We start from the raw sequence: 26,164 nt of genomic DNA on the forward strand, positions 1-26,164 counted from the left end.
TGGGCGATGCTGCTCTGCATAATATTATTAATCTCTGTGGTCATAACAATATGGTTAGATGAGTCTCTTTATCTGGCGATAATTTTATGGCTTGCGCAGTTGCTTATATTGTTAATTTTCCGCGCGGCCTGGTCGGGTGTTGCTTTATTATGGAAAAAAAGAAATCTGAGTCGTTTTTATGCGCCGCTACAATTTTCGCGCCTGGAACAGGTGTTATATGAGCACTGGCGAAGTGGTTCTGCGGTAATTAAACGTATTAGCCGCAAACGTCGTAGCGTGCCGTGGTTTTTATTAATGGGTGAACGCTGCGGTAAAACGACATTAATGGCATCGGCAAGGCTGCCAATTATGTCGCATCAACCTGAAAATGAGCAGGTTGTGCCAACGAGAACCCTGCGCTGGTGGTTCTTTAAAACGGGAGGCTTCCTTGATATCTCTAGCTATTTCCTGCACGGGAAACCAGCTGCGAAAGCGGCCTGGCTCAAACTGGCTAACTGGTGTGGAAAAATAACCGCACCGGCAGGCGTGGTGGTGTGCGTCTCCTGTCGCGACCTGCAAACAAAATCGGTGCTTGAACTCCATCAGCAGGCGCGCCAGTTGCGCACTCAACTTGAACCGGTGATGAGATCTGTTCGCCGCAGACTCCCGATTTATGTGGTGCTGACCGAGTGCGACAAGCTTGATGGTTTTACGCTGTGGGCGAACAAATTGTCTGAGCAGCAACGCCAACAGGCGCTGGGCTATAGCTGGCGTAAAGCGCCCGTTGCCGACAGACAGGACATGACCCTGTTGGACCCGATGTTTGCTTCACTGAAGCAGGGGATCGATATGAGTCGTTTAAGCATGATGACGGGCGCATTGCCAGATGCCAGCCTGGGCGCAATGCTGAACTTTTCCCATAACCTTTCATTGTTACAGGGGCCGTTACATCACTATGTTGCTGCGCTCTGTGAGCCTGATGCCTACTTCGCCAGTGGTTCGTTGGCGGGTATCTGGCTGACGGCAAGTGTTGAGCGTCCACAACAACATCAGACTCGCGATGCGCTTTTTGTCCAGGAATTGCTCTCGCAGGTACTGCCTGAAAACAGCACAACCCGTGTCCCGGAGGCGTTTGGCAAACGTCAGCAGTGGCTGGACAAATGGGCAATCCCCGCGCTGACCGGCGTACTGACATGTGCCTTGCTGTTCAGCGCCTGGGAAACTCGTCAGCTAATGGTTCCGGTGAAGGGTAATACACTCCCTATGTTGGCCCAGGGCGTTGAATATAACGAAAAGTGGATGTCCAGTCCGTTGCGTTATACCCCGTTTATTCCTCTGCTACGCCAGCGCCATACCGCACTGGAAACTGAGATTGCTGTGAACCATAACGGTCAGGTCAATGATATCTATGGCCAACTGAAGGCTTATCGTCGCGAGTTTTATGGCGTTGAGCCTCAGCAGCAGCGCCAGATGATTCTGGCCTTGGCGCAAAGCATTTTGACGCGTCACGAAATGTTAAAAGGCCTGGCGGTGGAAAAACTTGTCGATCTGCCGAGAACCCCGGATGCACTACGATTGATCTCCGCTCCCGAGAACTTGAGCGAAAAAGAGCAACTGGTGCTTGAGCGCGCGATCCTTCGCTATGGCAATAAGACCAGTGGCATTGCCGCGATGCAGCTCATTCTTAAAGAACTCGTGAACAGCGATCCAAAATGGCGTTGGTTAATCGCCGACGACAGCCAGCTAAATAGCCTGAGCCTGACTCACTTCTGGCCCCATTCTGACAGCAATAAAGCATTGTCCGGCATCTGGCTCGAAGAAGGGCAACGTGTCATTACGCAACATATTGCACTTATCCAGCAGGCCAGTGGTGAAGAGCAAACGCTGCCCGTTTTTAGCGCCTTTTGGGAACAATGGTCGGGCTTAAAGCAAGATGCATGGTTGGCATTTTTACTGGTGATGGCTCGCCAGGAGGCGCTATTACCTGGCCAAAAAGCCACCTCGGCTCAACTGATGGCGATAGCCAAGGGTCAGGATCCTGTCGCTGAATTTATGCGTCGTGCCCAACGCGAACTTGCCGATGTCCGTGACGGGGAAGCATATCCGTGGCTGGCAGAAATGCGCCGCATCAACGTTCTCCAACGCTTTCCTGGCAGATTTTCATGGCTGGAATCCCTGGATGATAAAGAGAAAAGCCTGCGTTCAGCGCTTCGACGCATGGTGCGCGGTGACGCCACTATGCCCGTGGTGAATAGTGGCGATGTTGCCAGTTGGCAACAATGGCGAGGCGCTGTGGAAGAATCCGTTAATCAGGCGATTGCAACACATGGCCATTCACCCGCATTGACTCTAGGGCTGTTTAACACGGGTGTGGTGGGAAAACCTAACCCGCTAAATACGCTTTGGCTGACCTATACCCAACTGCGTAAACAGATGGAACTGCCTGAAAATAACATCGGTCGTGGCGCTGTTTGGGCTCTGCTGGAGAGTCAGCTTAATACCCTGACCGCCAATGCGATGGCCACTTCTGCATGCTGGATTGAAGAAAACTGGCAAAGCAAGGTGCTACAGCCATTGGGCAACCGCGCCGAGCAGCGCGATCCAAAACAGCAGCAAGAAAAAGCCTGGCGATATGTTTCTGACTTCCTTCAGGAGTCGGCAATCAACGTGATGAAGGCTACCGCGATGGGGCTGCGTGCGGGCGACTTCCATGGGCACAGCATTCCCTTTACCTCTGACTTTATGCAGGTCGTCAATTATGTGGTGGAGCCCGATGACCTGGCGCTGATGCCAGAGCGCGAGCAAACCCGCAGCCACGATGAAATAAGTCGTCTCGAAGAACAGATTTCTTTGCGCGAAACACAGCTTGCGTCACTTGAGAAAAAAGCGCTGACCGTTGAAGTTGCAAGCTTACCGGCCACTATCCCTGGCGGGGCGCGCCTGATGCCTGTCGGTACCCGACTGGACCTGCACTGCGCAACGGGTTCCTCGCAACTTGATAGCGGCAATTTGCGTGAAGAAGCGCGTTTTAACTGGTCGCCAAATCAATGCAACGCCGTGACGCTGACCGTGAAATTCCCCGGGGCGGACATTAAACACCGCTATTTCGGCGACAGCGCATGGACCGATTTCCTGGCAGATTTCGACCAGGGAGAGCGTGCTTTTGCGCTTGATGAATTTGAGCCTGCGGGCGTTCAGTCATTAAAAGATCTGGCAATTGAAAAAGTGCTGGTGCGTTTCGGTCTGCGCGGTCAACAGACGGTTCAGGCGCACTGGCAACAGTGGAAAAGCTTAAATGACGAAGTCGAAACGCTGAAAGCGTTGCGAGAAGAGCAGTTAGAGCGTCAGCGCAGTCGCCAGCAGCCAGGCTATTTCCAGGGAAAACTCGCCACGTTACCGACCTCGGTCGCCATGTGCGTCAATTAAGGAGTAAGTGAAATCATGAGCAATTATTTAAAAAGTATTCTTCATCTTCTACGCGCTGACGCCCGAAGCTCGCTTGATAAAGCGATTGGGCTTGCTGTTGCCCGAACGCATCACGAAGTTGATGTTGAGCACCTGTTGCTGGCGTTAGTCAGCAATCATGCAGACCTGGTTGAAGGACTGTGCCTGAATACCGGGCTCCATGGAGACCAGTTGGTTAGCGCTCTGCAAAAGGCTTTGGACAGTTTCCGCACCGGCAATACTCGCGGGCCGGTGCTGTCCGAGTCTTTAACGCAGTTTATTGAAGCTGCGTGGCTCCACGCCAGCGTGAACTGGCAACAAAAGAATATTGCCAGTAGTGCTTTGTTTGCCTGTCTGCTAACGGACGAAAAGGGCCTGCAACAAAAACTGCCGGTGAAAGTTCAACAGGCGCTTGAATGCGATACCAATGAGGCTGATTCCCTGCTCAAAAGTGCAGCGAGTGACAGGCCATCTGAAGCCCGCCCGGAAAGTGGGTCGCCACTCAACGAAAATAGTGCACTGGCAAAATATACGCATAATTTGACGGAGCAAGCGCGCACCGGACAACTAGACCCGGTACTGGGACGTGAAGTCGAAATCCGCCAGACGATAGATATTCTGTTGCGTCGGCGTCAGAACAATCCAGTACTCACCGGAGAGCCGGGTGTCGGAAAAACCGCACTGGCAGAGGGTCTGGCCCAGCGCATTGTCGCGGGCAGCGTGCCTGATGCATTAAAGACGCTTGAAGTATTCACCCTGGATATGGGGCTGCTACAAGCCGGTGCGAGTGTAAAAGGCGAATTTGAAAATCGTTTGCAGAAGTTACTTAAAGAGGTCAAGCAACATCCGCAGCCGATCCTCCTGTTTATCGATGAAGCCCACACCTTGATTGGGGCTGGCGGCACGGCGGGCCAGAACGATGCGGCCAATCTGCTCAAACCGGCACTGGCACGTGGAGAAGTCCGCGTTATTGCCGCCACGACCTGGGCTGAGTACAAGAAATACTTCGAAAAAGATGCCGCTTTGGCCCGGCGCTTCCAGGTCGTCAAGGTCGCGGAACCTGATGAGGAGATGGCGACAGCGATGCTACGGTCTATGGCTCCCGTGATGGCTCGCCATCATAAAGTACAAATTATGAATAGCGCGCTGACCGCGGCTGTTCAGCTTTCATCGCGTTACATTGTTGGCCGTCAGTTGCCGGATAAGTCCGTGTCTTTGCTAGATACAGCCTGCGCACGCGTTGCAGTTTCCCAGTGCCATCAACCTAAAGAGATTGAAGATCTCCACGCGCTGTTAAATAACCTGCGCTGCGAGCGTGATTGTTTACTGGCTGAGGGCAAACATCAGCCTCGGCTGGCATGGATAGCCCAGCGCGAGTCTGAACTGAGCGCAAACCTGGCTGAATTACAACCTGTCTGGCAGCAACAGCGCCTTTTAGTCAATGACATTCAGAGTTGCACGGACGAACAGCGGCTCACTGAGTTACGTGAGGAACTGAAAGAATCTCACCGCCGATATGCGCTGGTGTTTGATTGTGTTGATGATGTTTGCGTGGCGGATGTGGTCGCGGGCTGGACCGGCATACCGCTGGGCCGCATGCTGGAAAAATCATCCGAACGCATTAATGAGCTGCCAAAACGCCTGCAACAACGGGTCATCGGTCAGGACGCGGCCCTAAACGCTATTGCACAGCAGATTCGCATTGCTCAGGCTGGTATTAACGATCCGGTAAAACCGACCGGCGTGTTTATGCTGGCGGGGCCAAGTGGCGTGGGGAAAACCGAAACAGCTTTAACCCTCGCAGAGCTGATGTATGGCGGCGAACGCGGCTTAATCACCATCAATATGTCTGAATACCAGGAAGCACATTCTGTTTCTGGTCTGAAAGGTTCCCCACCGGGATACGTGGGTTATGGGCAGGGCGGTGTGTTGACCGAAGCCGTGCGCCGTAATCCGCATAGCGTGGTGCTACTCGACGAAGTCGAAAAAGCTCACCCGGACGTGATGGAACTGTTCTATCAGGTATTCGATAAAGGCTGGATGGAAGATGCCGAGGGGCAGCAGGTTAATTTCCGTAATACGTTGATTATTTTGACCAGTAATCTGGCATCCGAGCAAATTATGACGGCCTGCGAGCAAAAAGAAATGACCAGTGAAGCGCTGTGTGCGCTGATCCGTCCAGAGTTTGAGCGCGTTTTCCGCCCGGCGCTGATGGGCCGAGTTCAGCTTATTCCTTATCTGCCGATTCAGGGTGAAAGTCTGCAACAAATCATTCGCCTCAAGCTCGATAAAGTGGGTAAGCGTGTGGCTGCAGCAAACGGTGAAAGTCAGTTGAAGTACCAGCCCAAAGTGGTGGCATTTATCGCTGAGCATTGTCTGGTCGCTCAGAGCGGTGCCCGTGATATTGATGCGGTGATCAATAAGATGCTGATGCCGTTGCTGGCAGATATCTTGTTGGATAATTCGGGTGTTATTGACCAGAAGCTGACGTTGACGGTCAGCAAGGGGCAAATTGCGCTGGCCAGGAAGGCCATTAAGGACGGGGCGTGAGTGAGAAATTAAAGACGCTCAGTGAGGTGAAGTTTAATCCAGGCGTGCCAAAGCACAGCAAGGCATTTTTATTGCTCAGTAGCGAAATTAGCAAACTACAGCGTACGCCAAATGCATCGTTGAACTGGATTGAACTGGATAAACTTTGCCAACGTATCTTCCTGCGTCATGGTTACGATTTGCACACGGGGGCATGGTTCTGTTTGATCCAGATGCGCCTTGCGGGTTGGTCTGGCCTGGCCAAATCATTGGAGCTACTGGCGTCGGCATTGAGCTTCGGCGAGCGTCACGGCAGCGAAGTTGCCGATCTGGGTCTGCGTCGTTACGCGCTGGAGTGGTTTACCGGCAATGTCATTACGCCGATGTACACCCAGGCGCAGTCGACAGATGATGCTCAGTCGCTGTCACGCGCGGAGTCCGCGCTGGAGATTATTGGTCGGCAGGCGCAGAAGCTGCAGGTGAGAGGTGCAGATATGCTGAACAACCTCTGTTATTTCTTGCAGGTGCGCTCCCGTACTTCGCAAAACATTGTTCTGGATGTCGACCCGGCGCAGCAAATTCAACTGGTGTGTAAAACCCCTACGGTCGTGCTACCCATTGAACCAGTGGCTGACGTTTCTGTTCCTGAAGAACCCACACCCGTGTTGGTTAACGATATTCCTGACCGCCGTTGGCACTGGCTTGCTGCAGGTGCGTTGGCAGCAACGTTGCTTATCACTATCCCGGCCGGTGGGTTGTGGCTATTCCAGCATCTGGTCGCACAACCTGCGGTGTTGGCTCCTTTTAGCGCGCTTAAGCAAGTTGAGCAGTTGTTCAATGTACCTGACCTGGCTGCTGAGAAGCTGAGCGAGGAGCAGTTCCGGAAAATCGACGACAATCTTCAGGCGCTGGGACAAATGCCTGCCACCTGGCTGCTGGCGCAGGGGAACAATCTTGCAAAGCGTCTGGAGGCGGCGGCTCCTGGAAATCCTGCATCGACCCACTGGAAAGCCATGCTTGAGAAAAACTCAGAAAACCTTAAGCGAGCTGAAGGCTGGTTTGAAGTGCAGCGACGACTCGTTGCTTTAGAGCAACGTCTACTGGAATCGGAAAAGAAACAGCGCAGCCATATCACCATTTCTGAATTAAAAACTGAAATCTACGAAATGAAACAGGCACTACAAAACATGGAAACGCCGGTAAGTGTATTACTGTTAGAACGTGAGCAGCAGCGTGCGTCAGGGATTAAGGATAATACTTTAAATGATGAAATTAAGAGCCGGTTTAACGAATTTTTACGTCATGAGGTATTAACGGAATATTGATTTTATAACTAAATATCTTTCTAGATAAGATTATATTTCATGTTGTTTGTCATGTAATGAACTAATTATTTTGTTCATTGCTTTTGTCTTTCTTGATACATAACTAAACTTAAGAGGTTTTATGTCCTTTACTAGTCGACTTTCTAAAGTGGCCGGATATTTACATCCAAGTGCAAAATGGAAATATGGGAAAACAAGGGTCGTATACGCCTACGATTACTCGGCTCCTGATACAAAATATCAGAAAAAATTTATGGATTCAGCCTACAAAAATCCTGTATGCATTATCCCTGAACCAGAGTCAGTGGAAATGAAAACCTTACTGAGTGATTTAACATTATCCGATAAGTTAATCATCGTTTCCCATGCATCTTCTGATGGTCTGGAGGAAATAAAGCAAAATAAACTGGTTGAGAGATTGCTTCAGTACGGTTTGAAAGAGGTGGGGGTTATCAAATTCCATTCGTGTGAATTAGGTCAAAAGACATGGATTGATAATTTTGCTAAAAAAATGATGATGAATGGAGTTCGTTTTTCTTGGGTCAGCGCACCCAGAGGGTATTATATCTATACGGCTTTTCACCGCTGGGCAAGTCGCGAAGGTGCAGAAACGTATAAGGAACAAATGCGCACTGGTGAATATCATATTGTAAAAGGGAATATACCCAGGAAGTTTAACGGCTCTCGTTATATTGCAGAAAGTTAAAATTTAAATTAATTAAGAAATGTTTAGGTAATGCCAGTCATTATATGGCTGGCATTTATGAATGTAAGTCTGTGAGGTTATATGAATTCACTAACATATAGAGAGATGTATGGTTTTGGTAACGGAGCGAGTTACAGAAAACGCTACTCTTCTCAATCCTGCCGAGGGGCATCATTTTATTTTCTCGATAAAATCATGAGGAATCAATTGATCGATGTTAATCATTTCAACATCCGCGAAATTGAACTTATGCACAAGAACTACGTAAAAAATAAAACCGTTAATGATTTAAATAATGATGAGATTAATAAATTTGATACATTAGAGCTAGTTAATAAATACAGTGGGAGTATTATTACCTTCAAATGGTTTAACTTATCCCCCTCGGACTATACTATGAACAGAAACGTCATAATCGAGGAATTAGGCAAGTCATTATACCCTTGTGGAACTATCCATCTCAGAGATCATGCCATGGCCTATGGTTCTGATGATAAATATCTTTATCTTTATGATCCTGATTTTGGGTTGATGCGATTTATGCGTAATAGAGAAGAGTTAAATGAGTTTTTTTCAGCAATAAATGAAAGGAATAATTTGAAAAATATCTCTTTGCTAAGGGCAAGCACCAAAATTAGAGTCAATGCTTAAAGGCAGTCAAATAAGTCTGAATGGAATGTGAAGCGAAGACCCTACGGTCTGGAGCTTAGCACGCTCCTATTGGGCGCCAAAGCAATGCCACCTTCTACGAAGGTGGATTTTTACTCGTATTGAAAGGGTAAGTTTAACCACTCATTACGTACACGGCTAAAAGTGCCTTAATAATGCAGCCTCAATTTTATCCCTATGAGTTGCCCGCCTTAATCAGCTCAATATCGGTGAGACTGGGGGCAAGGAGCCTGGGGCAGCAGTCGAAATCAGTTGCCATAAACCTGGCAATAACGCAACAACCCAGCCAGTAGCAACACGGCACGGCGATTGGTCGTTGAATAACGCTCTTTTCGGATTTCTTAAACTGGGCTTAACTCTTTTCCTGATCAACAGACGCAGGGCCACGGAATGTGCGGCGCCATTCGCTAGGGCTGACGCCGAATCTCGCCTTAAAACTCTGACGGAAAGATATCGGTGACTGAAAACCAACCATGTCGGACACGGTTTCAATGCTGCTATCCGTGGTTTCCAGTAATTCCTGGCTTCTTTGAAGACGCTCCGCGTTCAGCCATTCTCCCAGCGTTGTCCCGGTTGCCTTTAAAAAATGGCGGGTTAGTGTTCGTCGACTCATACTGACAAACCCGGACAGAGAGTCGAGATCGTGGGGCTTATCCAGATTGCGGCGCAGATAATCCATCAGTTCGTTCATTTTGCTGTCCCGCGTTGTCAACGGGATTGGGCGTTCAATAAACTGAGCCTGACCACCTTCCCGGTAAGGGGGGACAACCATTCTTCTGGCAACCCGGTTGGCAATCGCAGAGCCGTAATGATCACGAATGATGCTCAGACAACAGTCGATACCGGCGGCCGTACCGGCAGAGGTAATAAGACGTTCATCGCTGGTATACAGCGAGTTGCGGTCCAGATGCACCGCAGGAAAACGTTCAATGAAGTCCCTTTCATATTCCCAGTGCGTGGCTGCACGGTGCCCATCTAGCAAACCAGAGTAAGCAAGAACGTATGTGCCTAGACAAAGGCCGACCACTTCAGCGCCGCGCTGCCATGCGTGGATAAGTTTATCCAGCAATAACGGAGAGGGTAATTCATCCGGATTATTCCAGTAGGGCACAATAATAATGTCTGCAACATCAAGCCTCTCAAGACCATGATCCACGTTGATGGATAACCCAATATCAGACAGAACAATGCCCGGTTTTTCGGCACAGATCTCTACACGGAATAAATCCGGTTGCGGCATAGAAGGTCCGAAAATAATACAGGGCACTGAGAAGTGAAACGGGCTGAAGCCTGCCGTGGCAATCACGGCGACCGTCAGTGCAGACATAAAGTTAACCTTATTGTAAGGATAGCCACTGTTTACCAGCTGCTAACACACTGAATTTGAGAGGCTAAAGAATAACAGGTGATGTTCCGGGATGTATCTTTCAGACACAGGCACTTATCAGAAAGCCATTGTCTCACCGTCTTCAGGAATAAGAACGTTATCTTCAATGCCATGTTCACGAGTGAACTCACGTAACTCCGTGCGTGTGAGAAGGCAATGGTTAACCGACTCCATATGAGAAGCAACAATGGTCGCCTCTGGCAACATCTTATGCGTGCGCAGAGTGTCCTCTTTGCCCATTATAATTGGCCCGTAAAGATCGTTAACAGCATAGCCGGTGTTAAGCACCACAATTTCTGGCTTGAAGCGCTGTAGGCTTCTTACATATGGCTTAACCCAGACGGTGTCACCTGCAATATAAAGGGTTTTTTCATCATGATGGGTAAAGACCAGCCCACATGCATCACCCAGTAAATCGCCGAATACTGCATCTGCATATAATTCGTTGCTGCCGTGCTGACCGTCAGTTTTATAGATAGTCAGACCATCCACGAAATGATTTTCATCTTTCAAAACACGAATATTTAGAAATCCCTGGGAACGGATCAGGGTCGCATCGTTCTCATCCTGTGTGTAGATCAGCATGTCTTTAGGCACCGCCTGTTGCGCTGCCTCATCCCAGTGATCAGTATGCGTATGCGTCAGAATAACGGCATCAACGGCCAGCAAATCTTCAATCGCTACAGGCAAGGAAACCATAGGGTTACGCAGGTGAGGTCGTGCGTTTCCGGCAAATCCATCCCATGCTTCCTTTTCAGCCAACATCGGGTCTATTAAGAATTTGTTACCCGCATATTCCAGCATCAGTGTCGCATTGCGAATTTGCGTTAATTTCATAGATGGCTCCAGTCATTAATCAAAGTTGAGATTCAGCCACCGCATTTTCTTTTGCCATGCAGGGGCTGCGAGTGGGCTTACTGTATGCTGAAGAAGGGGCAGGCAGTGACATGCTCACAGGCCATTAGTCGATGGAATCAGGTCAATCACGATTGCGCACTTTTTTACCAGTTATTTTCTTTCACTGCGTGAAAAGCGGGCTGAACCTCAAATACTGACTTAAGGGTTAGTATTTGAGGTTAACTATTTTCCGTCAGGTCTGAATGCGTTAAGCGCTCAGTTAACCGACAGACGCAGACATAAATTTTCGGGGTAGGGGGAAAAGTAGTTTTGCGTCAGCAGGTATCTGTCTGGGTACTCGCCCAGATAATGATTCAACAGGGTGAGTGGGGCGAGTAGCGGTAACAGCCCATCACGGTAGTGAAGGATCACGTCGCGCAGCTCCCCGCGCTGGCGAGTATTCAGTTGTTTACGGAAGTAGCCCTGAATATGCATGAGTACGTTAGTGTGATTTTTACGTGACGCGGGGTTTTTCAGGATAGTCATGAGCTTTTCGCGATATTCAACGAAGAAAGTATCCAGGTCTTCCCACTCGTGCAACGAGGCGACGAAAGGCCCGATTTCCCGATATCCCGGTTGGTGGTGCGCCAATAACTGGAGTTTGTAGCGGCTGTGGAAATCCAGAAGTGCGCGGCGAGTCAGGCCGCTGGCCCGTAAAGTGTTCAATTCGTGCAGGGCAAAGACCCGCTCGACAAAGTTTTCCCGCAGCACGGCGTCATGCAGGCGGCCGTCCTCCTCTACGGGCAGCCACGGGAATTTTTCCAGTAGCGCACCGGTAAACAGACCCACTCCCTCTTTGCGTCCACGATTCCCTTTTTCGTCATACAGCCTTACCCGCTCCATGCCGCAGCTCGGCGATTTCGCGCAGACGATAAAGCCGGACAAATTAGCCTGCTGTGGTAACCAGGAGTCCGCGAATTTGGCCATTTTCTGGGTCACGTCATCGTGAGGGGCATGGCTAAAGCGCATCCGGATATCGCCTTCGGTAGTCTGAACCAGGCGCAACGCCGGCCGCGGAACGGGCAGGCCGATGGCCATCTCGGGGCAGACGGGTTTGCAGGTCACCCACTGAGATAACTCGTCCATGACAAAACCCATACGCTTATGACCGCCGTCAAATCTGACTGCCGAGCCGGTTAAACATCCGCTGATCCCAATGATAGGTTTAGTGTTCATGGTGTAATCCTCTTAATGCTCTTTGCGTGTAGCGCCGCTAGCGCCAGAGGCGATTGGTTATCCAGGGGGGTGTAGTAATCAAAAGATCGATCGATGGCGGATGGCATTGTGCTCATGAGTCTCACCCTGGATGTAAAACGTGATGTAATCGTATAAGTAAAACTTAGACAATCACTAATGTTTGTACAAGTTTATGGTAAGGGTGTTTTTATTTATCAATTATTTCAATTGATTAGCAATGTCTTCTTTTGCTTGGTTTGATGGGCTTTTTATAAAGACAGGCCAGATACGCAACTTTTTACGGCTGCTCATCATGGAAAGGGAACGGGTGTGGGGGAAAGGTTTTTAGAGCGGAATGACGTCGAGCGAAACGACCTGCTGCTGCCAAATTTCGATCTGTTTTTTGCGGGCAGCGGTAACTTTTCCGGTGGTGACCAGTAGCCAGTTTCGCTCAGGGAAGATCTCGGGTGCCAGCATGGCAGGCGGCACGGGGAGCACATCAATGCGATACCCTTGGCCCGTACGTTTAAGTGCTTCGAGCCAGATTTCACATGGGTCGCTAAGGTGCCAGCCGGTGATGAGGTAATTATCTCCAGGTGCTTTTTTATCACCTTCGAGACAAAACGAGGTGTAGGAGATAATGATGCCATCGAGGATTTCGCGCAGCGTCATCATTGCGGGGATGTTGGCTGAGACTTTACTGCGCAGCGGGCGTAATACTTCAGTAACTATTTCCAGGCGCGGATACTCGCGGCCCGAATCGTAAATCTGCTGGCGCAGAGATTCGATCTTTCCCTCTTTCAACTTCTGCAACATGCTCTCCTGAAGGGTGAGCCAGTTGTTTGTGCGGCGAGCTTCAGGACGGGCCAATAAGGGCTTCACCTGACTGACGGGGACTCCCTTTTTCACCCAGTCGAGAATTTTAAGCGCCTGCTGGACATCGTCATCACTATATAAGCGGTGCCCGCCATCGGTGCGCAACGGTTTGATTAAACCGTAACGACGCTGCCAGGCGCGTAGTGTGGTCGCGTTTATCCCGCAAAGCCGGGCAAATTCACCGATGGAATAGGGCATGAGGTACACCTGATGACAAAGAATATTCTCAATATACTACGAATATTTGCAGCCTGAATGAAGAGCAGGGTGTTTGCACTACACTTTACTTCCAACCGCGCAGATGAAAGGAGGTCTTATGAAGCTATGGCCCGTTGTAACCGGCGTTGCTATCGCACTGACACTGGTTGCTTGTAAATCTCCCACGCCACCGAAAGGCGTTCAACCGATAACTAACTTTGATGCCAACCGCTATCTTGGCAAATGGTATGAAGTCGCTCGCCTTGAAAACCGCTTTGAACGCGGCCTTGAGAAGGTCACTGCCACCTATGGCACGCGCAGCGATGGCGCTATTAGCGTGCTCAATCGTGGGTATGATCCGATTAACAACAAGTGGAATGAGAGTGAAGGGAAAGCCTCATTCACCGGCGCACCTACAACCGCTGCGCTGAAGGTTTCATTCTTTGGTCCGTTCTACGGCGGTTATAACGTGATAAGGCTCGATGATGAGTACCAGTACGCGCTGGTGAGTGGTCCGAACCGTGACTATCTATGGATACTGTCGCGTACACCAACCATTCCGGATGCGGTAAAGCAGGATTACCTGAACACTGCGCGCAGCCTGGGATTCAAAGTTGATCAATTGGTATGGGTGAAGCAATAAATCACCCGGATTAGAAGGGAATATTTAAAACGTCGGTGCTCTGTTGCCTAATTCAAAAAAGGCCACCAATTCGGTGGCCTTAAACAATATGTTTCAGGGTTATCTTATTTGTAAAAGCAATGTGTTGACTCGATAAGCCCTATCAGTGAAGTTCAAGTCTAACCAACTCCATCGGGCAGAACACACCTTCGCAACCTTCGATTTCAACACATTCAGAACGACGAATTTGTTCGGCTGTTTTACCTTCGCCGTGAATGGTCTTAATAACACCAGTCAGACCTTTATTGAACACCATAACACGGCTGCCAGTTGTGATAGCGTTACGGTAGCAATCATAGGTCAACATCATCATTCCTCCTTTTTTGTTGTATTGAGACGATATGATTTAACGGCAAATAAATAGCTCTTCGTTGGTAAAAAAGTGTTGAGCCAAGTCAAAATTTTGTAAATTTTTGGCCTGAGCAGCCATGTCCGCTATCTGGATATTGAAGTAGATGATGCTCTGGAGATATCTGAGTCCATTGAGGTCTGAGTTGACAGGGTGTGAGCGGACGTTGCCTTAAAACAGCATCCAGGAAAGCTCATCACCTTTGGGTTAAAATGCATGAATGCATGCCTGTTTCTCGCTTTAATTATTAGGATACTAAAGAAAGTTATATGGATACGTTCAAGTTAAAACCTTGGCTAAACCGCTGGAATCTCATTCCTGATGGCACTCCATTCATCACTCATACGTCACAGTTACTCCCGGTCAAAACAGCAACACATGGTATTAAAGCCATGTTAAAAGTTACGGATGATAAGGATGAACAATCCGGCAATGCACTAATGGCATGGTGGGAAGGAAATGGCGCGGCGCAGGTTATTGCACATGAAAATGAAGCCATTCTTCTCTCAAGAGCCACAGGTACCGCGTCACTGTCAGCTATGTCACGAGAAGGTCAGGATGATGTTGCTTGTCGTATTTTGTGTACTACTGCGAACAGGCTTCATACATTCCCAAAAAAACCATTACCCCAGCTTACATCACTACATGAGTGGTTTTACCCTCTAAAACCAGCAGCGCTGAAGTATGGTGGTGTCCTGACACGTTGCGCAGAAATCTCAGAAGAATTGCTTTCTTCTCCACGTGATGTGGTTGCATTACATGGTGACTTACATCACGGTAACGTACTTGATTTTGAAACGTCTGGCTGGTTGGCCATTGACCCAAAAGGACTAATAGGGGAACGGGGATTCGACTTTGCCAATATTTTCACTAATCCGGATCTTGGTAATCCAGTGCCTCGTGTCGCGACTGTACCGACGATATTTAAACAGCGGTTAAGTATTGTTGCCGAGACGGCAGATCTGGATAGAGATCGTCTTCTCAAATGGATAATTGCATGGTGTGGGCTTTCAACAACATGGTCCCTCGAAAGTAATGATGCAACATCAATTGCACTAAATGTTGCTAAGCTGGCAATTACCGAATTGGATAAGTGATTAGACAATTTAGTCATCTTTCGCTCAGAGCGGACTGTAACTCCTGGCAGTCGGCATCGTGCCCAGGGTTAACGCCCTGGACTCACGTTAAAGCAATGCGTTGGCCACTTTTAGTAAAACACTACAATTAGTAACTCATGTTTCGTTAAATGAGGCTTTATGGCAATAAACCTCATGACGACGTCAGGTGAAAAACCGCCGGATGAAGGCTATTTAAGAAATACGCTGCAGATAGCACTGAATACGGCACCTGTTGTGAATGCATGCTCTGTCTCGACCTCTTCATTTCGGATATCTACAAAACGAAGAAGAGCTTTTTCAGGATCGGGCGCGTCTATTTCTTCAAACTGTTTTTCATAGCCCTGATTTGCAAGCTGAGCAGCACCATCAGCATCTGATTTTTCCAGTGCGGTGATTTGCTTACCCTTTTTGAAAAAAACGAAATCGGTCATCGGAAGCCCTCTGAATAGTGTGGGTGTCAGGGAATAACATATCTGAACCGGTGAGGTTTTGTACACCTGAAGTTTGATTATTATGGATTAAAATCATCGAATTACCCTTTCTCAAACGATTTCATATATATCGCATGCGAATTGATGCTGACGTTATGGCCTGGCTGAAAGCACTAGGTAAGGGCTATTTGACCCGACTGAATGAGATCATATGAACAGCCATGTTGTGCGATTTAAATCGGAAACAATCAGTTGTCTCTCATAGACGACGTGGTTCTGCCTGGTGGGCTGGTGAGTGCCAAAAGCTGTCTGTCAATGTAGCGTTGAAGGGAGTCAGCGTTATGCTGGAGAAGAGTGGTTACATAACATTAACTGGCCCTTTATCAGGTAACTGCAATTAACCAATAAAGCGACTTGGATATTGAAAAAAAAATCTCAAAGCTCATAAAATGGAAGCCGCAGCATTAAAGAATCGTGTTTTCAGGGAGACTTATGGCCAACAGAACGATTTACTTTATCCATCGCCCAAGCCCAATGTTAGGTCGTTCGCCGTTACAAGGCGGATATTTTCCTTACTTTCTTACCGAGAAGTTTATCAAAGCGTTGCAAAGAGAGCTCGACAGAAAGGGGTTGCTTTGGGAGGCGGTCTCAGATGACACGGAGTCTGATATTGAAGTACTGATTGCCCGTAAGGCTGATTTGCTTGTCTGTGCTCCAGGGCTTAAATACCAGTTTCATTATCAAGGTTTTGATAAAAGTAACATTATCTGGTTAGGTGTAATGGAGTACGTTTCTATGGATACCTCAGAGATCATCAACAAGATTAACGCGTTTGTAACAGCTGATACGTAAGTGCCGCCACCCAACTGGTAGAATAAAAATGGCTGGAAAGTGCCCAGATTCACATCACTGCGGTTGTCTTCTCCGGCAAAGCTATGCTGCCATGAGGCCAGATAACCGTACTGGAATTTTGGCGAACTGGCATCGAAGAGCACATTAACCAGACCTGCAGACCATTTCTCAGTTCCCAGCGCATCTTCAGTTGCTGTCGGCGCCGTAATTTGCGGACCGAAACCAAAACTCATCCAAAACTCACTGCCGGATTGCCGGTATCAATAAGCCATGATGCAAATAAATTCAGATCACCTAAACCTGTTTTATGACCACCAGTAGGTGCAACAGGGTAGGTATTAATCGGTAATGAACCACGCAACAGCCATTTGCTGTCACCTAATGAAAAAGGTTGCGCATAACGGAACCAGAACTGATTGGCATCCTGGTCCGTACCGCTCACATCCCCGATGTAATAGTTCTGCATATTAAATGCAGTCATATTCGCCAGAGGGTTATTTGCCTGCGCTGCATCCGGGGCATGGTCTTGCGCGGCATAGGCATAAGAGGAACCAAGGCATAATATTGAAGGCAAAATCGAGTATGAAAGACGCATAGGATTAGCTGAAAAAAATCCCCTGCAGCACTGAGGCCGCAGGGGAATTATTTATGGTGTAACGATATTGAACCAGAACTCGAACTTGTCCATATAGCCCAACATCTCATCGAGCTTCGCACCATTACCGGTGACCTTAACCTCGCCTTTATCTTCAGCCTGCTTCAGGGTTTCTTCTTTCAGGATGATTTTATTCAGCGTGTCACGGTTCAGCGCAATCGTGGCATCAGCGTCTTTCGCTTCAGCATTTGGCGTATGGTTTAGCACGCCGTTTTCCAGCTCCAGCTTGTACTTACCGCCGTCGCTGCCCAGGTCGATATTAAATACCGCCTTGGCATTACCCGCTTTTTCACCGTTGATATGTACCGCCAGGAAATCGAAGAACATTTCTGGTGTCATCGCACGAACGGTATCCGGGCTTGCGGTATTTGGGGTTGGACCTTTAACCACACCATTACGCAACTCCTGAGCACCGGTCAGGTAGAAGTTACGCCATGGGCCAGACTCAGCCTGGTAACCCAGTTGCTCCAGTGCGTCCGCTTCCAGGTTACGCGCATTCTGGTTATTTGGATCGGCAAACACCACTTTACTCACTACCTGAGCAACCCAACGGTAGTTACCCTGGTCAAAGTCGGTTTTCGCTTTCTGAAGAATCGCATCGGCACCGCCCATGTATTCAACAAATTTCTTAGCCGCTTCTTCCGGCGGTAATTCATCAAGCGTTGCCGGGTTGCCGTCGAACCAGCCGAGATACAGCACATACGTTGCTTTCACGTCATGGCTGATGGAGCCGTAATAGCCGCGGTTAGCCCAGGTCTTCGCCAGGCTGTCTGGCAGTTTGAAGTTGGCAGCAATTTCATCGCGTGTCAGACCTTCGTTGGCCATGCGCAGGGTCTGGTCGTTGATATAACGATACAGGTCACGCTGGCTTTTCAGCAGGCCAACCACGTTTTCGTTACCCCATGTCGGCCAGTGGTGCTGAGCCATAATGATTTCGGCTTTGTCACCCCAACGCACGATGGCTTCGTTGATGTATTTTGACCATGGTAGCGGTTCACGAATTTTCGCACCGCGCAGGGAGTAAGTATTGTGCAGAGTGTGAGTCACATCCTCTGCGGCTTCGATGAGTTTCTTCTCTTCGATATACCACAGCATTTCAGACGGGGCTTCTGAACCCGGTGCCAGCATGAAGTCATAAGTCAGACCATCAATGACTTCCTTCTGACCATCTTTTTCAATGATGTTGGTGGGGGCAATCAGCGTCACGGTACCCGCTGAGGTGGTAGTACCCAGACCCGCGCCGACCTGGCCGGTGGCTTCAGGTTTCAGAAGGTTGCCATACATATAGCTGGCACGGCGGCTCATGACGTTACCGGCCATAATGTTTTCCGCGACCGCTGCTTCCATGAAGCCTGCTGGCGCATAAACTTTTACCTTTCCGGATATCACATCCGCTTCATCTACCACACCACGCACGCCGCCATAATGGTCAACGTGGCTATGGGTATAAATGATGGCGACAACAGGTTTATTACCGCGATTTTTGAAGTACAAATCCATGCCGACTTTTGCGGTTTCTGCGGAAACCAGCGGGTCAACGACGGTGATCCCTTCTTTACCCTCAATGATGGTCATGTTGGATAAATCGAGGTTACGGATCTGGTAAACGCCCTCAGTCACTTCAAACAGACCGCTGATATTGATCAACTGAGACTGTCGCCAAAGGCTCGGGTTTACAGTGTCAGGGGATTTTTCCCCTTCTTTGATAAATGCATACTGTTGTGGGTTCCAGATAACATTTCCCTGTTCGCCTTTAATCACGTCCTGAGGTAAAGCGGCGATAAAGCCTTTGTGGGCATTCGTGAAATCGGTGTTATCGGAGAAAGGAAGCTGGTTATAAAGTGCATCGTTAGCTTGTTTTGTTGACGCGGTGGCACCTTTTGGTGCTTCCTGCGCGAATAAAGGTGTCAGTGCGCTGGAAGAGAGTAACCCTGCCAGTGCAAGACTTTTGACGATCAACGTAAGTCTCATTTGAACCCCTCATGTGAAAATCTTCTAACTACTCAGCCTTACCGAATAATTACTTCTGGAAATCATTCATTAATTCAAATAATAAAAATGTCCGCTGACCATTTTCATTTTTTAAATATAACCAAGGAGTTACATTTCGCCACTTATGGATACAAATAAATTATGTTTGCACGACTCTAGTTCTTTAACTCTTTTAGCAAGTGGAATATGTCCGCTTCATGCTCAGCGCAGTCTGAAAGCGTTGTTGCTGGCAGACTCTGTATACTCGAAAACAAGTCAGCCCAAAGGGTCCGTAATTAAAGATATTACGGACCCTTACACAGCGACTCTCTCAGCCTGTCCCTGAGTGATTTACACTGCATCAAGACCAACTATCATCATTGACTTTTTGTCACCTGCGGCAGCTTCCATTCATTATTCATGACCGCGTCTTTAGGTTGATACATACGGAATAGCAGATAGAAGTTGCCCTCAGGTGCAGGCAACCAGTTTACGTTCGGGTCGGTAGGTTTTTTGTGGCTAAGAGAAACAGTAATACTGCCATCAGAACCCTTAACCAGGCCTTCCGTGTCGGTGCCCACTTTGTAGCGATTCAGCTCGTTGCTAACCAGCATTTTGGTTTTGGCATCGTACATGGTGATTGACCAGAAGGCGTTCACCGGAGGCTCGCTCGGCAGCTTGATGGTGTAATCATTAGCTCCGGTCAGTGGCTGATTCTCGCTGTCGTTATAGCGGATCGGGTAGACGGCCTCTTTCTCACCCTGTCCACCAAGGTACGGCCCGGAAACTAACGCGCGCAGTGGGTAGTTATAGCCGAAGGAATCCAGCCCCCGCACGTAACTCCAGCCGTTTCGGTCTTCAGAGGTGCTGGTTAACGTTGAAGCCGCTACGTTTGGCGCATCTGCCAGACCGCGCTTCACGCCATCAGTCATCACCTTTGGCACAGCTTCAGGATTAAATCCGCTGTCCGTCAGGCCAATACGACTGAACTGGCCGAATAAACCTTTATCCTCAGGTTTGACCGGGTTCTCTTTCAGCGCAGCGGCTAACAGGCGGAAGAAATCGAGGCCATCATTTTTCAATTCAGGCAGCGGTGGCAGGGTGTCGGAATAAACTTTCCCGCTAAGTGAAGTGAGTTTAAATTCATTTTGTAGCTGATGAAGAGGCGCCATGTCCTCGCCCTGTTTGACGCGCAAACGCCCCCACAGCCAGATTTTGTTGGTTGAAACATGCAGTACTTTCGCATCAGCGGGCAGCTCGCCTTTCCAGCCTGGTGGGACTAAGACGAATTTCCCCGCCTGCGTGCCGGTGGTTCTTCTGCCGATGTAGTGCTCCAGCTCCTGCCACATATCGAATACATCAACCACGTAATAGCGGTCATGCGTATCAGGAACGGTGAGAATATAAGGCTCATCCAACTTCACGACGGCGCTCATGTACAGCGTGTCATTGTTGGCGGTCGGCATATCTTTTGCGTCAGGTGTCGCCAGTTCTGTCGCCCAGCCAATCTGGTTCAGAGGGGCGCGGTAACTGGTTGCCGGTTTGGGTGACGGCACGTTGGTGTAATCACGCACTACTTGTTCCATACGCACGATCGGGTATCCCCAGCTCCAGGCAGAAATTGCCGAGCTGTAACCGTCAACATCAAGGCCTTTGTTAACCACGTCCGGCGTGCCCTGCAATGTGAGCAATGGATCATGCCAGGTCTGCGCCTGAGTCTGTGCCAGCGTGAGCGAAGAGGCACCAAGCAATCCGGTTAACAGTATCGCTTTGGCTAAAGGTTTTAGATTAATCATAGGTGTTTCCTTTCAGGAAAATATGTTTGGTCATGTCTGGTTTTCACATGAATCACATGCTGACTAACTCGAAGTCATTCAACTTAAAAGTTTTATTGTTTAATTCTTCCGTTGGGCCATAAAAACGCATCGCGGGTAATGGACGTTTCCCGCTGGTGGGGATCCAGTTATTTTCCAGCCCCTGAGGCGCTTGCGGCCCGACGTAAATATCGACGCTGCCATCGGCTTCTTTTTTCATTTTTTCCAGGTCATACGACGACAAGGTGGTTCTTTCTGATGGGCTGTAAATAAAGGACATGGTGTCACGGTTATAAACGGTTAATGCCCAGAATTGTTTAACCGGTATTTTGGCAGGGATATTAATTTTATATAGCTTACCCGCCGCGAGTAGGTTGCCATTATTATCAGCCATCGACATCAGATATTGCGTCGCGGGAGAGTCGGTCAGTTCTTTCGGCATATAAGTACACCAGAAATACTCTGCGGCCCGTTCAATAATGTCGGTCTTATCGTCGTAGACGAAGGTGAATGTTTTATTTTTATCGGCCATCAGCAGTGACGCATAATGCCTGTCCGGCCAGTACAGCTTGTCTTTGGGAATATTATCGAACCAGTTTTGCAGGTAAAACCAGGCATCAATGGCCGCCTGGCGTAATGCTTTGGTGGTTTTCTCGTCAGGATTAAAAGCCTCGCCTTGATGAATTCCCAGAGAAGAAAGCATGCCCATCATGATTTTGTCCTGTTCCCTGACAGGCTCTACGCTGGCTATTGCATGCAAATCTTTGAAATGCCGCTCATCGTAATAGGGCAGCGTCGGGTAACGGTCATTGATGGGATCGACAAAGCGCTGCGTGGGCGGTGAATCCGCTTGCGATAAATTGTACATCCGCAGGCGTTTTGAATAATGGTAGGCATCTTGCGAGGTTTTGCCTGCAACAGGTACAGAACGGAAAGCGAAAGCAACGCGGTAATTAGGCGACGGGATATGGATATAACCCGGTGGCACCGCCTCTTTATAGCCTGGCGGAGTTAATAAAAACTTGCCCCCTTTGCCTTTATCAAGCCCCGCCGGGCCAACGTCGGCAATGGTGAATTGCCAGGCATCCACAATCTGCCCGTACAGGCTGCCATCGCTTCCCGCTGCGGGTAATTCCAGAACAACCGGCCCATTGCGCAAGTCGGTAAAAGCGGTGATGTAAGGTGTAGTGCTGTTCGCGGTAATGGCTTCAAGCTTAGGTGTTGCCGGGGCTGAGTAAGCGATTATGTCATTATCCTTTAGCCCCAAATTTTCAAATGCTGCGCGGCGAAAACTGTAAATCGCTACCGCAGGCATGTAGCACAACACCGCTTCGAAAGCGCGCTGATACTTAAGTTGATAATCAAAGTCAGTGACCGAACACATGGAGTTAGCGGGAGGGAGACCACCGAGAGTTTCCCCTTTATCTCCTGCTCCATGCTTTAAGGTGATTTGTAGTGGACGTGAGTCCGCAAGCACTGAGGGGGATTGTCTGAGGACGGCTAAACCGACCACCGATCCCAGAGCGAATTTATAAAACTCTCTGCGCGTTAAAGCCATGTTATCCCTTAAACAAATGATGAACTAAGATAAATTTATAGTTCAGTGTAGCTGGAAATCGAGGTTTAACTTACTGCAGAAGATATCCTCAAAAAACTGCTCCACAATGTCTGTTGAGTATTAAGCATTGCACAATGCTCCCCCAAAATAATGGGATAATTTAAAAAATGTATTTAATTTTAAATTTTAATAAATGATAGAAAATACATCAGCGCATCTTTCATTCAGCTAGCGCAACAAACGGCCGCGCACGTTAAAACAGGTTATGTTGATGGCTATTATTTTGTTTTCATTATTAAGAAATCAATCAGCGCCTTGACTCGCTTTGCTTTGCCGGTGCTTTTTAAATAGTAAAGATAAACCGGTGGATAGGTTTTCCAGTAAGGCATCATCACCGGGATAAATTGCTCTTTATCGGGCTGAAATTCATACACCGGCTCAAACATTCTTCCTATTCCCAGACCGCTGCGTATTCCGTCAGCCATGACATCAATATCGTTGCTGATAAGTTGTCCTCGCATCTCAACGGTTAATTGCTCATCTGTATCTTCCAGCATCAAAGGTAGGATGCGGTTATTAGTGATAAAGCGATAATTCATCACATCTTAGACAAATGGGCAGCACTGTTACTGAACAGTACTGCCCATTTTGTATTTGGTTCTAAATAATATTACCCGTGCCAGATTATGTCGGGTTATGGATCAAACGACACCAAAGTTACGACTTTAAGCAAAATGCGAAAAATTAATCCAGATCATTAAATGTTAAATTACCCGGCGAAGTGTGATCGGTGTTAGATCAATTTGTACCCAAAATTGAGTATATTCAGCCCGCTTATAAAACCATAACAAGGAGAGGGCTATGAAAAAGTTGTCTATGGCGTTACTTGCATTAACCTGTTTATCTGGCGAAGCATTGGCGCATCAACAAGGGGAATTCTTCATGCGCGCGGGTTCAGCAACCGTTCGCCCAACGGAAGGCTCTGACAATGTGCTTGGCATGGGCGGTTTTAGCGTCAGCAACAATACCCAACTGGGACTGACATTTGACTATATGGTGACCGATAACATCGGTATCGAGTTGCTTGCGGCTACACCATTTCGCCACCGTGTTGGTTTAGGTGCGACAGGTGATCTGGCTACCGTTCGCCAACTGCCGCCAACACTGATGGCACAGTGGTACTTTGGTGATGCGAAAAGCAAAGTGCGTCCGTATGTTGGCGCCGGCATTAACTACACCACCTTTTTTGATACCGACTTTAATCAGACTGGCAAAGATGCAGGCTTAACCGATCTTAGCGTGAAAGATTCCTGGGGGGCTGCGGGTCAGGTTGGGCTGGATTATATGGTCAACGATAATTGGCTGTTGAACATGTCCGTCTGGTATATGGATATCGATACCGAAGTGAAGTTTAAAGCTGGTGGTGAAGAGCAGAATATCAAGACGCGGATTGACCCGTGGGTATTTATGTTCTCGGCAGGTTATCGTTTTTAATGTATTTGTGATGAAAAGAGGCCGGAATTGCTCCGGCCTTTTGTCGACTTAGGCTGCGACTGTCGCAGCTTTCAAACTCTGAACAAACGCTTTCAGCTCACTTAACATCACGTCAGGCTTATCAAGGTTCTTCTCAATAATCTTCACGATCGCTGAGCCAGAGATTGCACCCGCAGCGCCCGCGTCAATGGCATCTTTCACCTGCGATGGTTCAGAAATCCCAAAGCCCTGAAGTGATGGTGCGGCACCAAATTCAGTCAGTTTTTCTACCAGATGATGCAGCGGCAATTGGGCGCGCGTTTCTGCACCCGTGACACCGGCACGAGAAAGCAGGTAGGTATAACCACGGCCATGGGTCGCGATTTCACGCAGCAGCGCGTCATCCGCATTTGGCGGGCAGATAAAGATTGGTGCGACGTTGTGGCGCATTGCTGCCTGGCGGAATGGCGCAGACTCTTCGATTGGCACATCAGCAATCAATACAGAATCGACACCCACTTTCTCGCAAAGCGCATAAAACTCATCAATCCCACGGCTAAACACCAGGTTGGCATACATCAGCAAGCCAATCGGAATCGTCGGGTGCTTCTGACGAATTACCGCCAGCATTTCGAAACACTGCGTTGGTGTGACACCAGCGGCAAAAGCACGCAGAGCCGCGTTTTGAATGGTCGGGCCATCTGCCAGCGGGTCGGAGAAGGGAATGCCCAACTCCAGCGCATCTGCACCCGCTTCAATCAGCGTGTCGATAATCTTTAGTGACTGCTCTGGCGATGGATCGCCCAGAGTAACGAAGGGAACAAAAGCGCCTTCACCACGAGCTTGCAACTGTTCAAATGCGTGTTGATAACGTTCCATTAGATTTCCCCTCGCGCTTTAAGAATGTCGTGAACGGTGAAGATGTCTTTGTCACCACGGCCGGAGAGGTTTACCACCAGCAGCTGTTCTTTTTCCGGGTTCTCTTTGATCATTTTCAACGCGTGAGCCAGTGCGTGGGAAGATTCCAGCGCCGGGATAATACCTTCACTACGGCACAGCGTTTTGAAGGCTTCAAGCGCTTCGTCATCGGTGATTGAAACATAATCGGCACGACCGATGCTGTTCAGGTGCGCATGTTGAGGGCCGACAGACGGGAAATCCAGACCGGCAGAGATAGAGTAAGACTCTTCAATCTGGCCTTCGTCAGTTTGCATCATTGGGGATTTCATCCCGAAATAGATGCCAACACGACCATGTTTCAATGGTGCGCCGTGCTCACCACTTTCGATGCCGTGCCCGGCTGGTTCAACACCAATCAGGCCGACTTTTGCATCGTTGATAAAGTCTGCAAACATGCCGATTGCGTTAGAACCACCGCCTACACAGGCGATAACTGCATCTGGCAGGCGGCCTTCTTTTTCAAGGATCTGCGCTTTGGTTTCTTCACCGATCATGCGCTGGAACTCTCGCACGATGGTCGGGAATGGATGTGGGCCTGCTGCGGTGCCGAGCATATAGTGCGCGGTGTCGTAGCTTCCAGACCAGTCGCGCAATGCTTCGTTACAGGCATCTTTGAGCGTGGCAGAGCCGCTATGTACAGGAATCACTTCAGCACCCATCAGGCGCATACGGAACACGTTCGGCGACTGGCGCTCTACGTCTTTTGCACCCATATAAATGCGACATTTAAGGCCGAGCAGGGCGCTGGCTAATGCGGAAGCCACGCCATGTTGACCGGCACCGGTTTCGGCGATGATTTCAGTTTTGCCCATTTTCTTGGCAAGCAGCGCCTGGCCGAGAACCTGGTTGGTTTTGTGTGCGCCGCCGTGCAGTAAATCTTCACGTTTTAAATACAAGGTGGTTTTGGTGCCAGCTGTCAGGTTACGACATTTGGTCAGTGCTGTTGGGCGGCCGGCATAGTTTTTTAGCAGGTCGTTAAATTCAGCCTGAAACTCAGCATCGCTTTGTGCGGCTACAAAAGCTTCTTCTAACTGACGCAGTGCAGGCATCAGGATTTGTGGCACGTACATGCCACCAAACTCACCGAAATAGGGATTAAGTAAAGTCATGATATT

The 26,164-nt window shown here is 48.8% G+C and carries 22 protein-coding genes and 1 pseudogene; 10 read left to right on the top strand and 13 right to left on the bottom strand.

Translation table 11 applies throughout. From position 1 onward, the window contains the following. Nucleotides 1-99: 99 nt before the first annotated feature. The 5 genes from LVQ79_RS01190 (at nucleotide 100) to LVQ79_RS01210 (ending at nucleotide 8,634) form a co-directional block, all read left to right on the top strand. Nucleotides 100-3,405 (top strand): type VI secretion system protein, encoded by a 3,306-nt coding sequence (locus LVQ79_RS01190; RefSeq protein WP_232863608.1) that lies wholly within the window; start codon nucleotides 100-102, stop codon nucleotides 3,403-3,405. Between the two features lie 15 nt (nucleotides 3,406-3,420). Beyond that, a complete protein-coding gene (gene tssH / locus LVQ79_RS01195) occupies nucleotides 3,421-5,973 on the top strand; it encodes a type VI secretion system ATPase TssH (protein WP_232863609.1) in 2,553 nt (850 codons plus the stop codon). Next, nucleotides 5,970-7,277: a VasL domain-containing protein gene (locus tag LVQ79_RS22530; RefSeq protein ID WP_232863610.1), complete on the top strand. Its 1,308-nt coding sequence runs from the start codon at nucleotides 5,970-5,972 to the stop codon at nucleotides 7,275-7,277. Before tssH ends, LVQ79_RS22530 begins: the two co-directional genes overlap by 4 nt. A gap of 121 nt (nucleotides 7,278-7,398) precedes the next feature. Then, on the top strand, nucleotides 7,399-7,983 hold the full coding sequence (locus LVQ79_RS01205) for a hypothetical protein (protein ID WP_232863611.1): 585 nt from the start codon (nucleotides 7,399-7,401) through the stop codon (nucleotides 7,981-7,983). 81 nt (nucleotides 7,984-8,064) lie between these two features. Continuing rightward, nucleotides 8,065-8,634 carry a hypothetical protein gene (locus LVQ79_RS01210; RefSeq protein ID WP_232863612.1) on the top strand — a complete coding sequence of 190 codons (570 nt, stop codon included), beginning with the start codon at nucleotides 8,065-8,067 and terminating at the stop codon, nucleotides 8,632-8,634. A gap of 370 nt (nucleotides 8,635-9,004) precedes the next feature. On the opposite strand, the gene LVQ79_RS01215 is transcribed toward LVQ79_RS01210, so the two are convergent. From LVQ79_RS01215 to LVQ79_RS01230, 4 genes are all read right to left on the bottom strand, one after another. After that, entirely contained in the window at nucleotides 9,005-9,979 is a 975-nt protein-coding gene (locus LVQ79_RS01215; protein WP_232863613.1) for a GlxA family transcriptional regulator, read from the bottom strand. 117 nt (nucleotides 9,980-10,096) lie between these two features. Beyond that, the gene (locus LVQ79_RS01220) at nucleotides 10,097-10,876 is read right to left on the bottom strand and encodes an MBL fold metallo-hydrolase (RefSeq protein WP_232863614.1); all 780 of its coding nucleotides are present in this window, start codon (nucleotides 10,874-10,876) and stop codon (nucleotides 10,097-10,099) included. A gap of 276 nt (nucleotides 10,877-11,152) precedes the next feature. Beyond that, nucleotides 11,153-12,112 (bottom strand): YbgA family protein, encoded by a 960-nt coding sequence (locus LVQ79_RS01225; protein ID WP_232863615.1) that lies wholly within the window; start codon nucleotides 12,110-12,112, stop codon nucleotides 11,153-11,155. A 345-nt stretch (nucleotides 12,113-12,457) separates the two neighbouring features. Further along, nucleotides 12,458-13,186 carry a MerR family transcriptional regulator gene (locus tag LVQ79_RS01230; RefSeq protein ID WP_232863616.1) on the bottom strand — a complete coding sequence of 243 codons (729 nt, stop codon included), beginning with the start codon at nucleotides 13,184-13,186 and terminating at the stop codon, nucleotides 12,458-12,460. A 118-nt stretch (nucleotides 13,187-13,304) separates the two neighbouring features. Here LVQ79_RS01230 and LVQ79_RS01235 point away from each other — a divergent pair, with 118 nt between their 5' ends. Continuing rightward, complete coding sequence (locus LVQ79_RS01235; RefSeq protein ID WP_232863617.1) at nucleotides 13,305-13,829, top strand: lipocalin family protein; 525 nt, start codon at nucleotides 13,305-13,307, stop codon at nucleotides 13,827-13,829. 142 nt (nucleotides 13,830-13,971) lie between these two features. Here the strand turns inward: LVQ79_RS01235 and ydfZ are convergent, their stop codons facing one another. Beyond that, a complete protein-coding gene (gene ydfZ, locus LVQ79_RS01240; protein ID WP_064511879.1) occupies nucleotides 13,972-14,175 on the bottom strand; it encodes a putative selenium delivery protein YdfZ in 204 nt (67 codons plus the stop codon). Nucleotides 14,176-14,486: 311 nt separating this feature from the next. Here ydfZ and LVQ79_RS01245 point away from each other — a divergent pair, with 311 nt between their 5' ends. Next, on the top strand, nucleotides 14,487-15,314 hold the full coding sequence (locus LVQ79_RS01245) for an aminoglycoside phosphotransferase family protein (RefSeq protein WP_232863618.1): 828 nt from the start codon (nucleotides 14,487-14,489) through the stop codon (nucleotides 15,312-15,314). A gap of 209 nt (nucleotides 15,315-15,523) precedes the next feature. Here LVQ79_RS01245 and LVQ79_RS01250 read toward each other — a convergent pair whose 3' ends face one another. After that, nucleotides 15,524-15,766: a hypothetical protein gene (locus LVQ79_RS01250; RefSeq protein WP_232863619.1), complete on the bottom strand. Its 243-nt coding sequence runs from the start codon at nucleotides 15,764-15,766 to the stop codon at nucleotides 15,524-15,526. A gap of 134 nt (nucleotides 15,767-15,900) precedes the next feature. Here LVQ79_RS01250 and LVQ79_RS01255 point away from each other — a divergent pair, with 134 nt between their 5' ends. Both LVQ79_RS01255 and LVQ79_RS01260 read left to right on the top strand, forming a co-directional pair. Then, nucleotides 15,901-15,981 carry a BrnA antitoxin family protein gene (locus LVQ79_RS01255; protein WP_370639821.1) on the top strand — a complete coding sequence of 27 codons (81 nt, stop codon included), beginning with the start codon at nucleotides 15,901-15,903 and terminating at the stop codon, nucleotides 15,979-15,981. A gap of 277 nt (nucleotides 15,982-16,258) precedes the next feature. Further along, a complete protein-coding gene (locus tag LVQ79_RS01260) occupies nucleotides 16,259-16,618 on the top strand; it encodes a hypothetical protein (RefSeq protein WP_232863620.1) in 360 nt (119 codons plus the stop codon). Between the two features lie 229 nt (nucleotides 16,619-16,847). Here LVQ79_RS01260 and LVQ79_RS01265 read toward each other — a convergent pair whose 3' ends face one another. From LVQ79_RS01265 to LVQ79_RS01285, 5 genes and pseudogenes are all read right to left on the bottom strand, one after another. Continuing rightward, nucleotides 16,848-17,213, bottom strand: a complete 366-nt coding sequence (locus tag LVQ79_RS01265; protein WP_232863621.1) for a hypothetical protein — start codon at nucleotides 17,211-17,213, stop codon at nucleotides 16,848-16,850. A 51-nt stretch (nucleotides 17,214-17,264) separates the two neighbouring features. Beyond that, nucleotides 17,265-19,244 carry an alkyl/aryl-sulfatase gene (locus LVQ79_RS01270; protein ID WP_232863622.1) on the bottom strand — a complete coding sequence of 660 codons (1,980 nt, stop codon included), beginning with the start codon at nucleotides 19,242-19,244 and terminating at the stop codon, nucleotides 17,265-17,267. Between the two features lie 377 nt (nucleotides 19,245-19,621). Next, nucleotides 19,622-21,040 (bottom strand): DUF1254 domain-containing protein, encoded by a 1,419-nt coding sequence (locus LVQ79_RS01275; protein WP_232863623.1) that lies wholly within the window; start codon nucleotides 21,038-21,040, stop codon nucleotides 19,622-19,624. Between the two features lie 52 nt (nucleotides 21,041-21,092). Further along, a complete protein-coding gene (locus tag LVQ79_RS01280) occupies nucleotides 21,093-22,616 on the bottom strand; it encodes a DUF1254 domain-containing protein (RefSeq protein WP_232863624.1) in 1,524 nt (507 codons plus the stop codon). Nucleotides 22,617-22,894: 278 nt separating this feature from the next. After that, nucleotides 22,895-23,218, bottom strand: a pseudogene (locus tag LVQ79_RS01285) (type 2 periplasmic-binding domain-containing protein); the annotation flags it as partial. A gap of 259 nt (nucleotides 23,219-23,477) precedes the next feature. On the opposite strand from LVQ79_RS01285, the gene ompW reads away from it, so the two are divergent. Further along, on the top strand, nucleotides 23,478-24,110 hold the full coding sequence (gene ompW, locus LVQ79_RS01290) for an outer membrane protein OmpW (protein WP_232863625.1): 633 nt from the start codon (nucleotides 23,478-23,480) through the stop codon (nucleotides 24,108-24,110). Between the two features lie 48 nt (nucleotides 24,111-24,158). Here the strand turns inward: ompW and trpA are convergent, their stop codons facing one another. Continuing rightward, on the bottom strand, nucleotides 24,159-24,968 hold the full coding sequence (gene trpA, locus LVQ79_RS01295) for a tryptophan synthase subunit alpha (RefSeq protein ID WP_151993622.1): 810 nt from the start codon (nucleotides 24,966-24,968) through the stop codon (nucleotides 24,159-24,161). Next, nucleotides 24,968-26,161: a tryptophan synthase subunit beta gene (gene trpB, locus LVQ79_RS01300; protein ID WP_034457050.1), complete on the bottom strand. Its 1,194-nt coding sequence runs from the start codon at nucleotides 26,159-26,161 to the stop codon at nucleotides 24,968-24,970. Before trpB ends, trpA begins: the two co-directional genes overlap by 1 nt. Between the last annotated feature and the right edge of the window lie 3 nt (nucleotides 26,162-26,164).

Source organism: Buttiauxella cochleicola, assembly GCF_021282405.1.
Lineage (GTDB): Bacteria > Pseudomonadota > Gammaproteobacteria > Enterobacterales > Enterobacteriaceae > Buttiauxella > Buttiauxella massiliensis.

Excerpts from the sequence above, each read along its gene's own strand:
- LVQ79_RS01275 (WP_232863623.1), bottom strand. The coding sequence starts at position 21,040 with ATGATTAATCTAAAACCTTTAGCCAAAGCGATACTGTTAACCGGATTG.
- LVQ79_RS01260 (WP_232863620.1), top strand. The coding sequence starts at position 16,259 with ATGGCCAACAGAACGATTTACTTTATCCATCGCCCAAGCCCAATGTTA.
- LVQ79_RS01235 (WP_232863617.1), top strand. The coding sequence starts at position 13,305 with ATGAAGCTATGGCCCGTTGTAACCGGCGTTGCTATCGCACTGACACTG.
- LVQ79_RS01245 (WP_232863618.1), top strand. The coding sequence starts at position 14,487 with ATGGATACGTTCAAGTTAAAACCTTGGCTAAACCGCTGGAATCTCATT.
- LVQ79_RS01230 (WP_232863616.1), bottom strand. The coding sequence starts at position 13,186 with ATGCCCTATTCCATCGGTGAATTTGCCCGGCTTTGCGGGATAAACGCG.
- ompW (WP_232863625.1), top strand. The coding sequence starts at position 23,478 with ATGAAAAAGTTGTCTATGGCGTTACTTGCATTAACCTGTTTATCTGGC.
- ydfZ (WP_064511879.1), bottom strand. The coding sequence starts at position 14,175 with ATGTTGACCTATGATTGCTACCGTAACGCTATCACAACTGGCAGCCGT.
- trpA (WP_151993622.1), bottom strand. The coding sequence starts at position 24,968 with ATGGAACGTTATCAACACGCATTTGAACAGTTGCAAGCTCGTGGTGAA.
- LVQ79_RS01225 (WP_232863615.1), bottom strand. The coding sequence starts at position 12,112 with ATGAACACTAAACCTATCATTGGGATCAGCGGATGTTTAACCGGCTCG.
- LVQ79_RS01250 (WP_232863619.1), bottom strand. The coding sequence starts at position 15,766 with ATGACCGATTTCGTTTTTTTCAAAAAGGGTAAGCAAATCACCGCACTG.
- tssH (WP_232863609.1), top strand. The coding sequence starts at position 3,421 with ATGAGCAATTATTTAAAAAGTATTCTTCATCTTCTACGCGCTGACGCC.
- LVQ79_RS01255 (WP_370639821.1), top strand. The coding sequence starts at position 15,901 with ATGCGAATTGATGCTGACGTTATGGCCTGGCTGAAAGCACTAGGTAAG.
- LVQ79_RS01270 (WP_232863622.1), bottom strand. The coding sequence starts at position 19,244 with ATGAGACTTACGTTGATCGTCAAAAGTCTTGCACTGGCAGGGTTACTC.
- LVQ79_RS01210 (WP_232863612.1), top strand. The coding sequence starts at position 8,065 with ATGAATTCACTAACATATAGAGAGATGTATGGTTTTGGTAACGGAGCG.
- LVQ79_RS01215 (WP_232863613.1), bottom strand. The coding sequence starts at position 9,979 with ATGTCTGCACTGACGGTCGCCGTGATTGCCACGGCAGGCTTCAGCCCG.
- LVQ79_RS01265 (WP_232863621.1), bottom strand. The coding sequence starts at position 17,213 with ATGCGTCTTTCATACTCGATTTTGCCTTCAATATTATGCCTTGGTTCC.
- LVQ79_RS01220 (WP_232863614.1), bottom strand. The coding sequence starts at position 10,876 with ATGAAATTAACGCAAATTCGCAATGCGACACTGATGCTGGAATATGCG.
- LVQ79_RS01280 (WP_232863624.1), bottom strand. The coding sequence starts at position 22,616 with ATGGCTTTAACGCGCAGAGAGTTTTATAAATTCGCTCTGGGATCGGTG.
- LVQ79_RS01205 (WP_232863611.1), top strand. The coding sequence starts at position 7,399 with ATGTCCTTTACTAGTCGACTTTCTAAAGTGGCCGGATATTTACATCCA.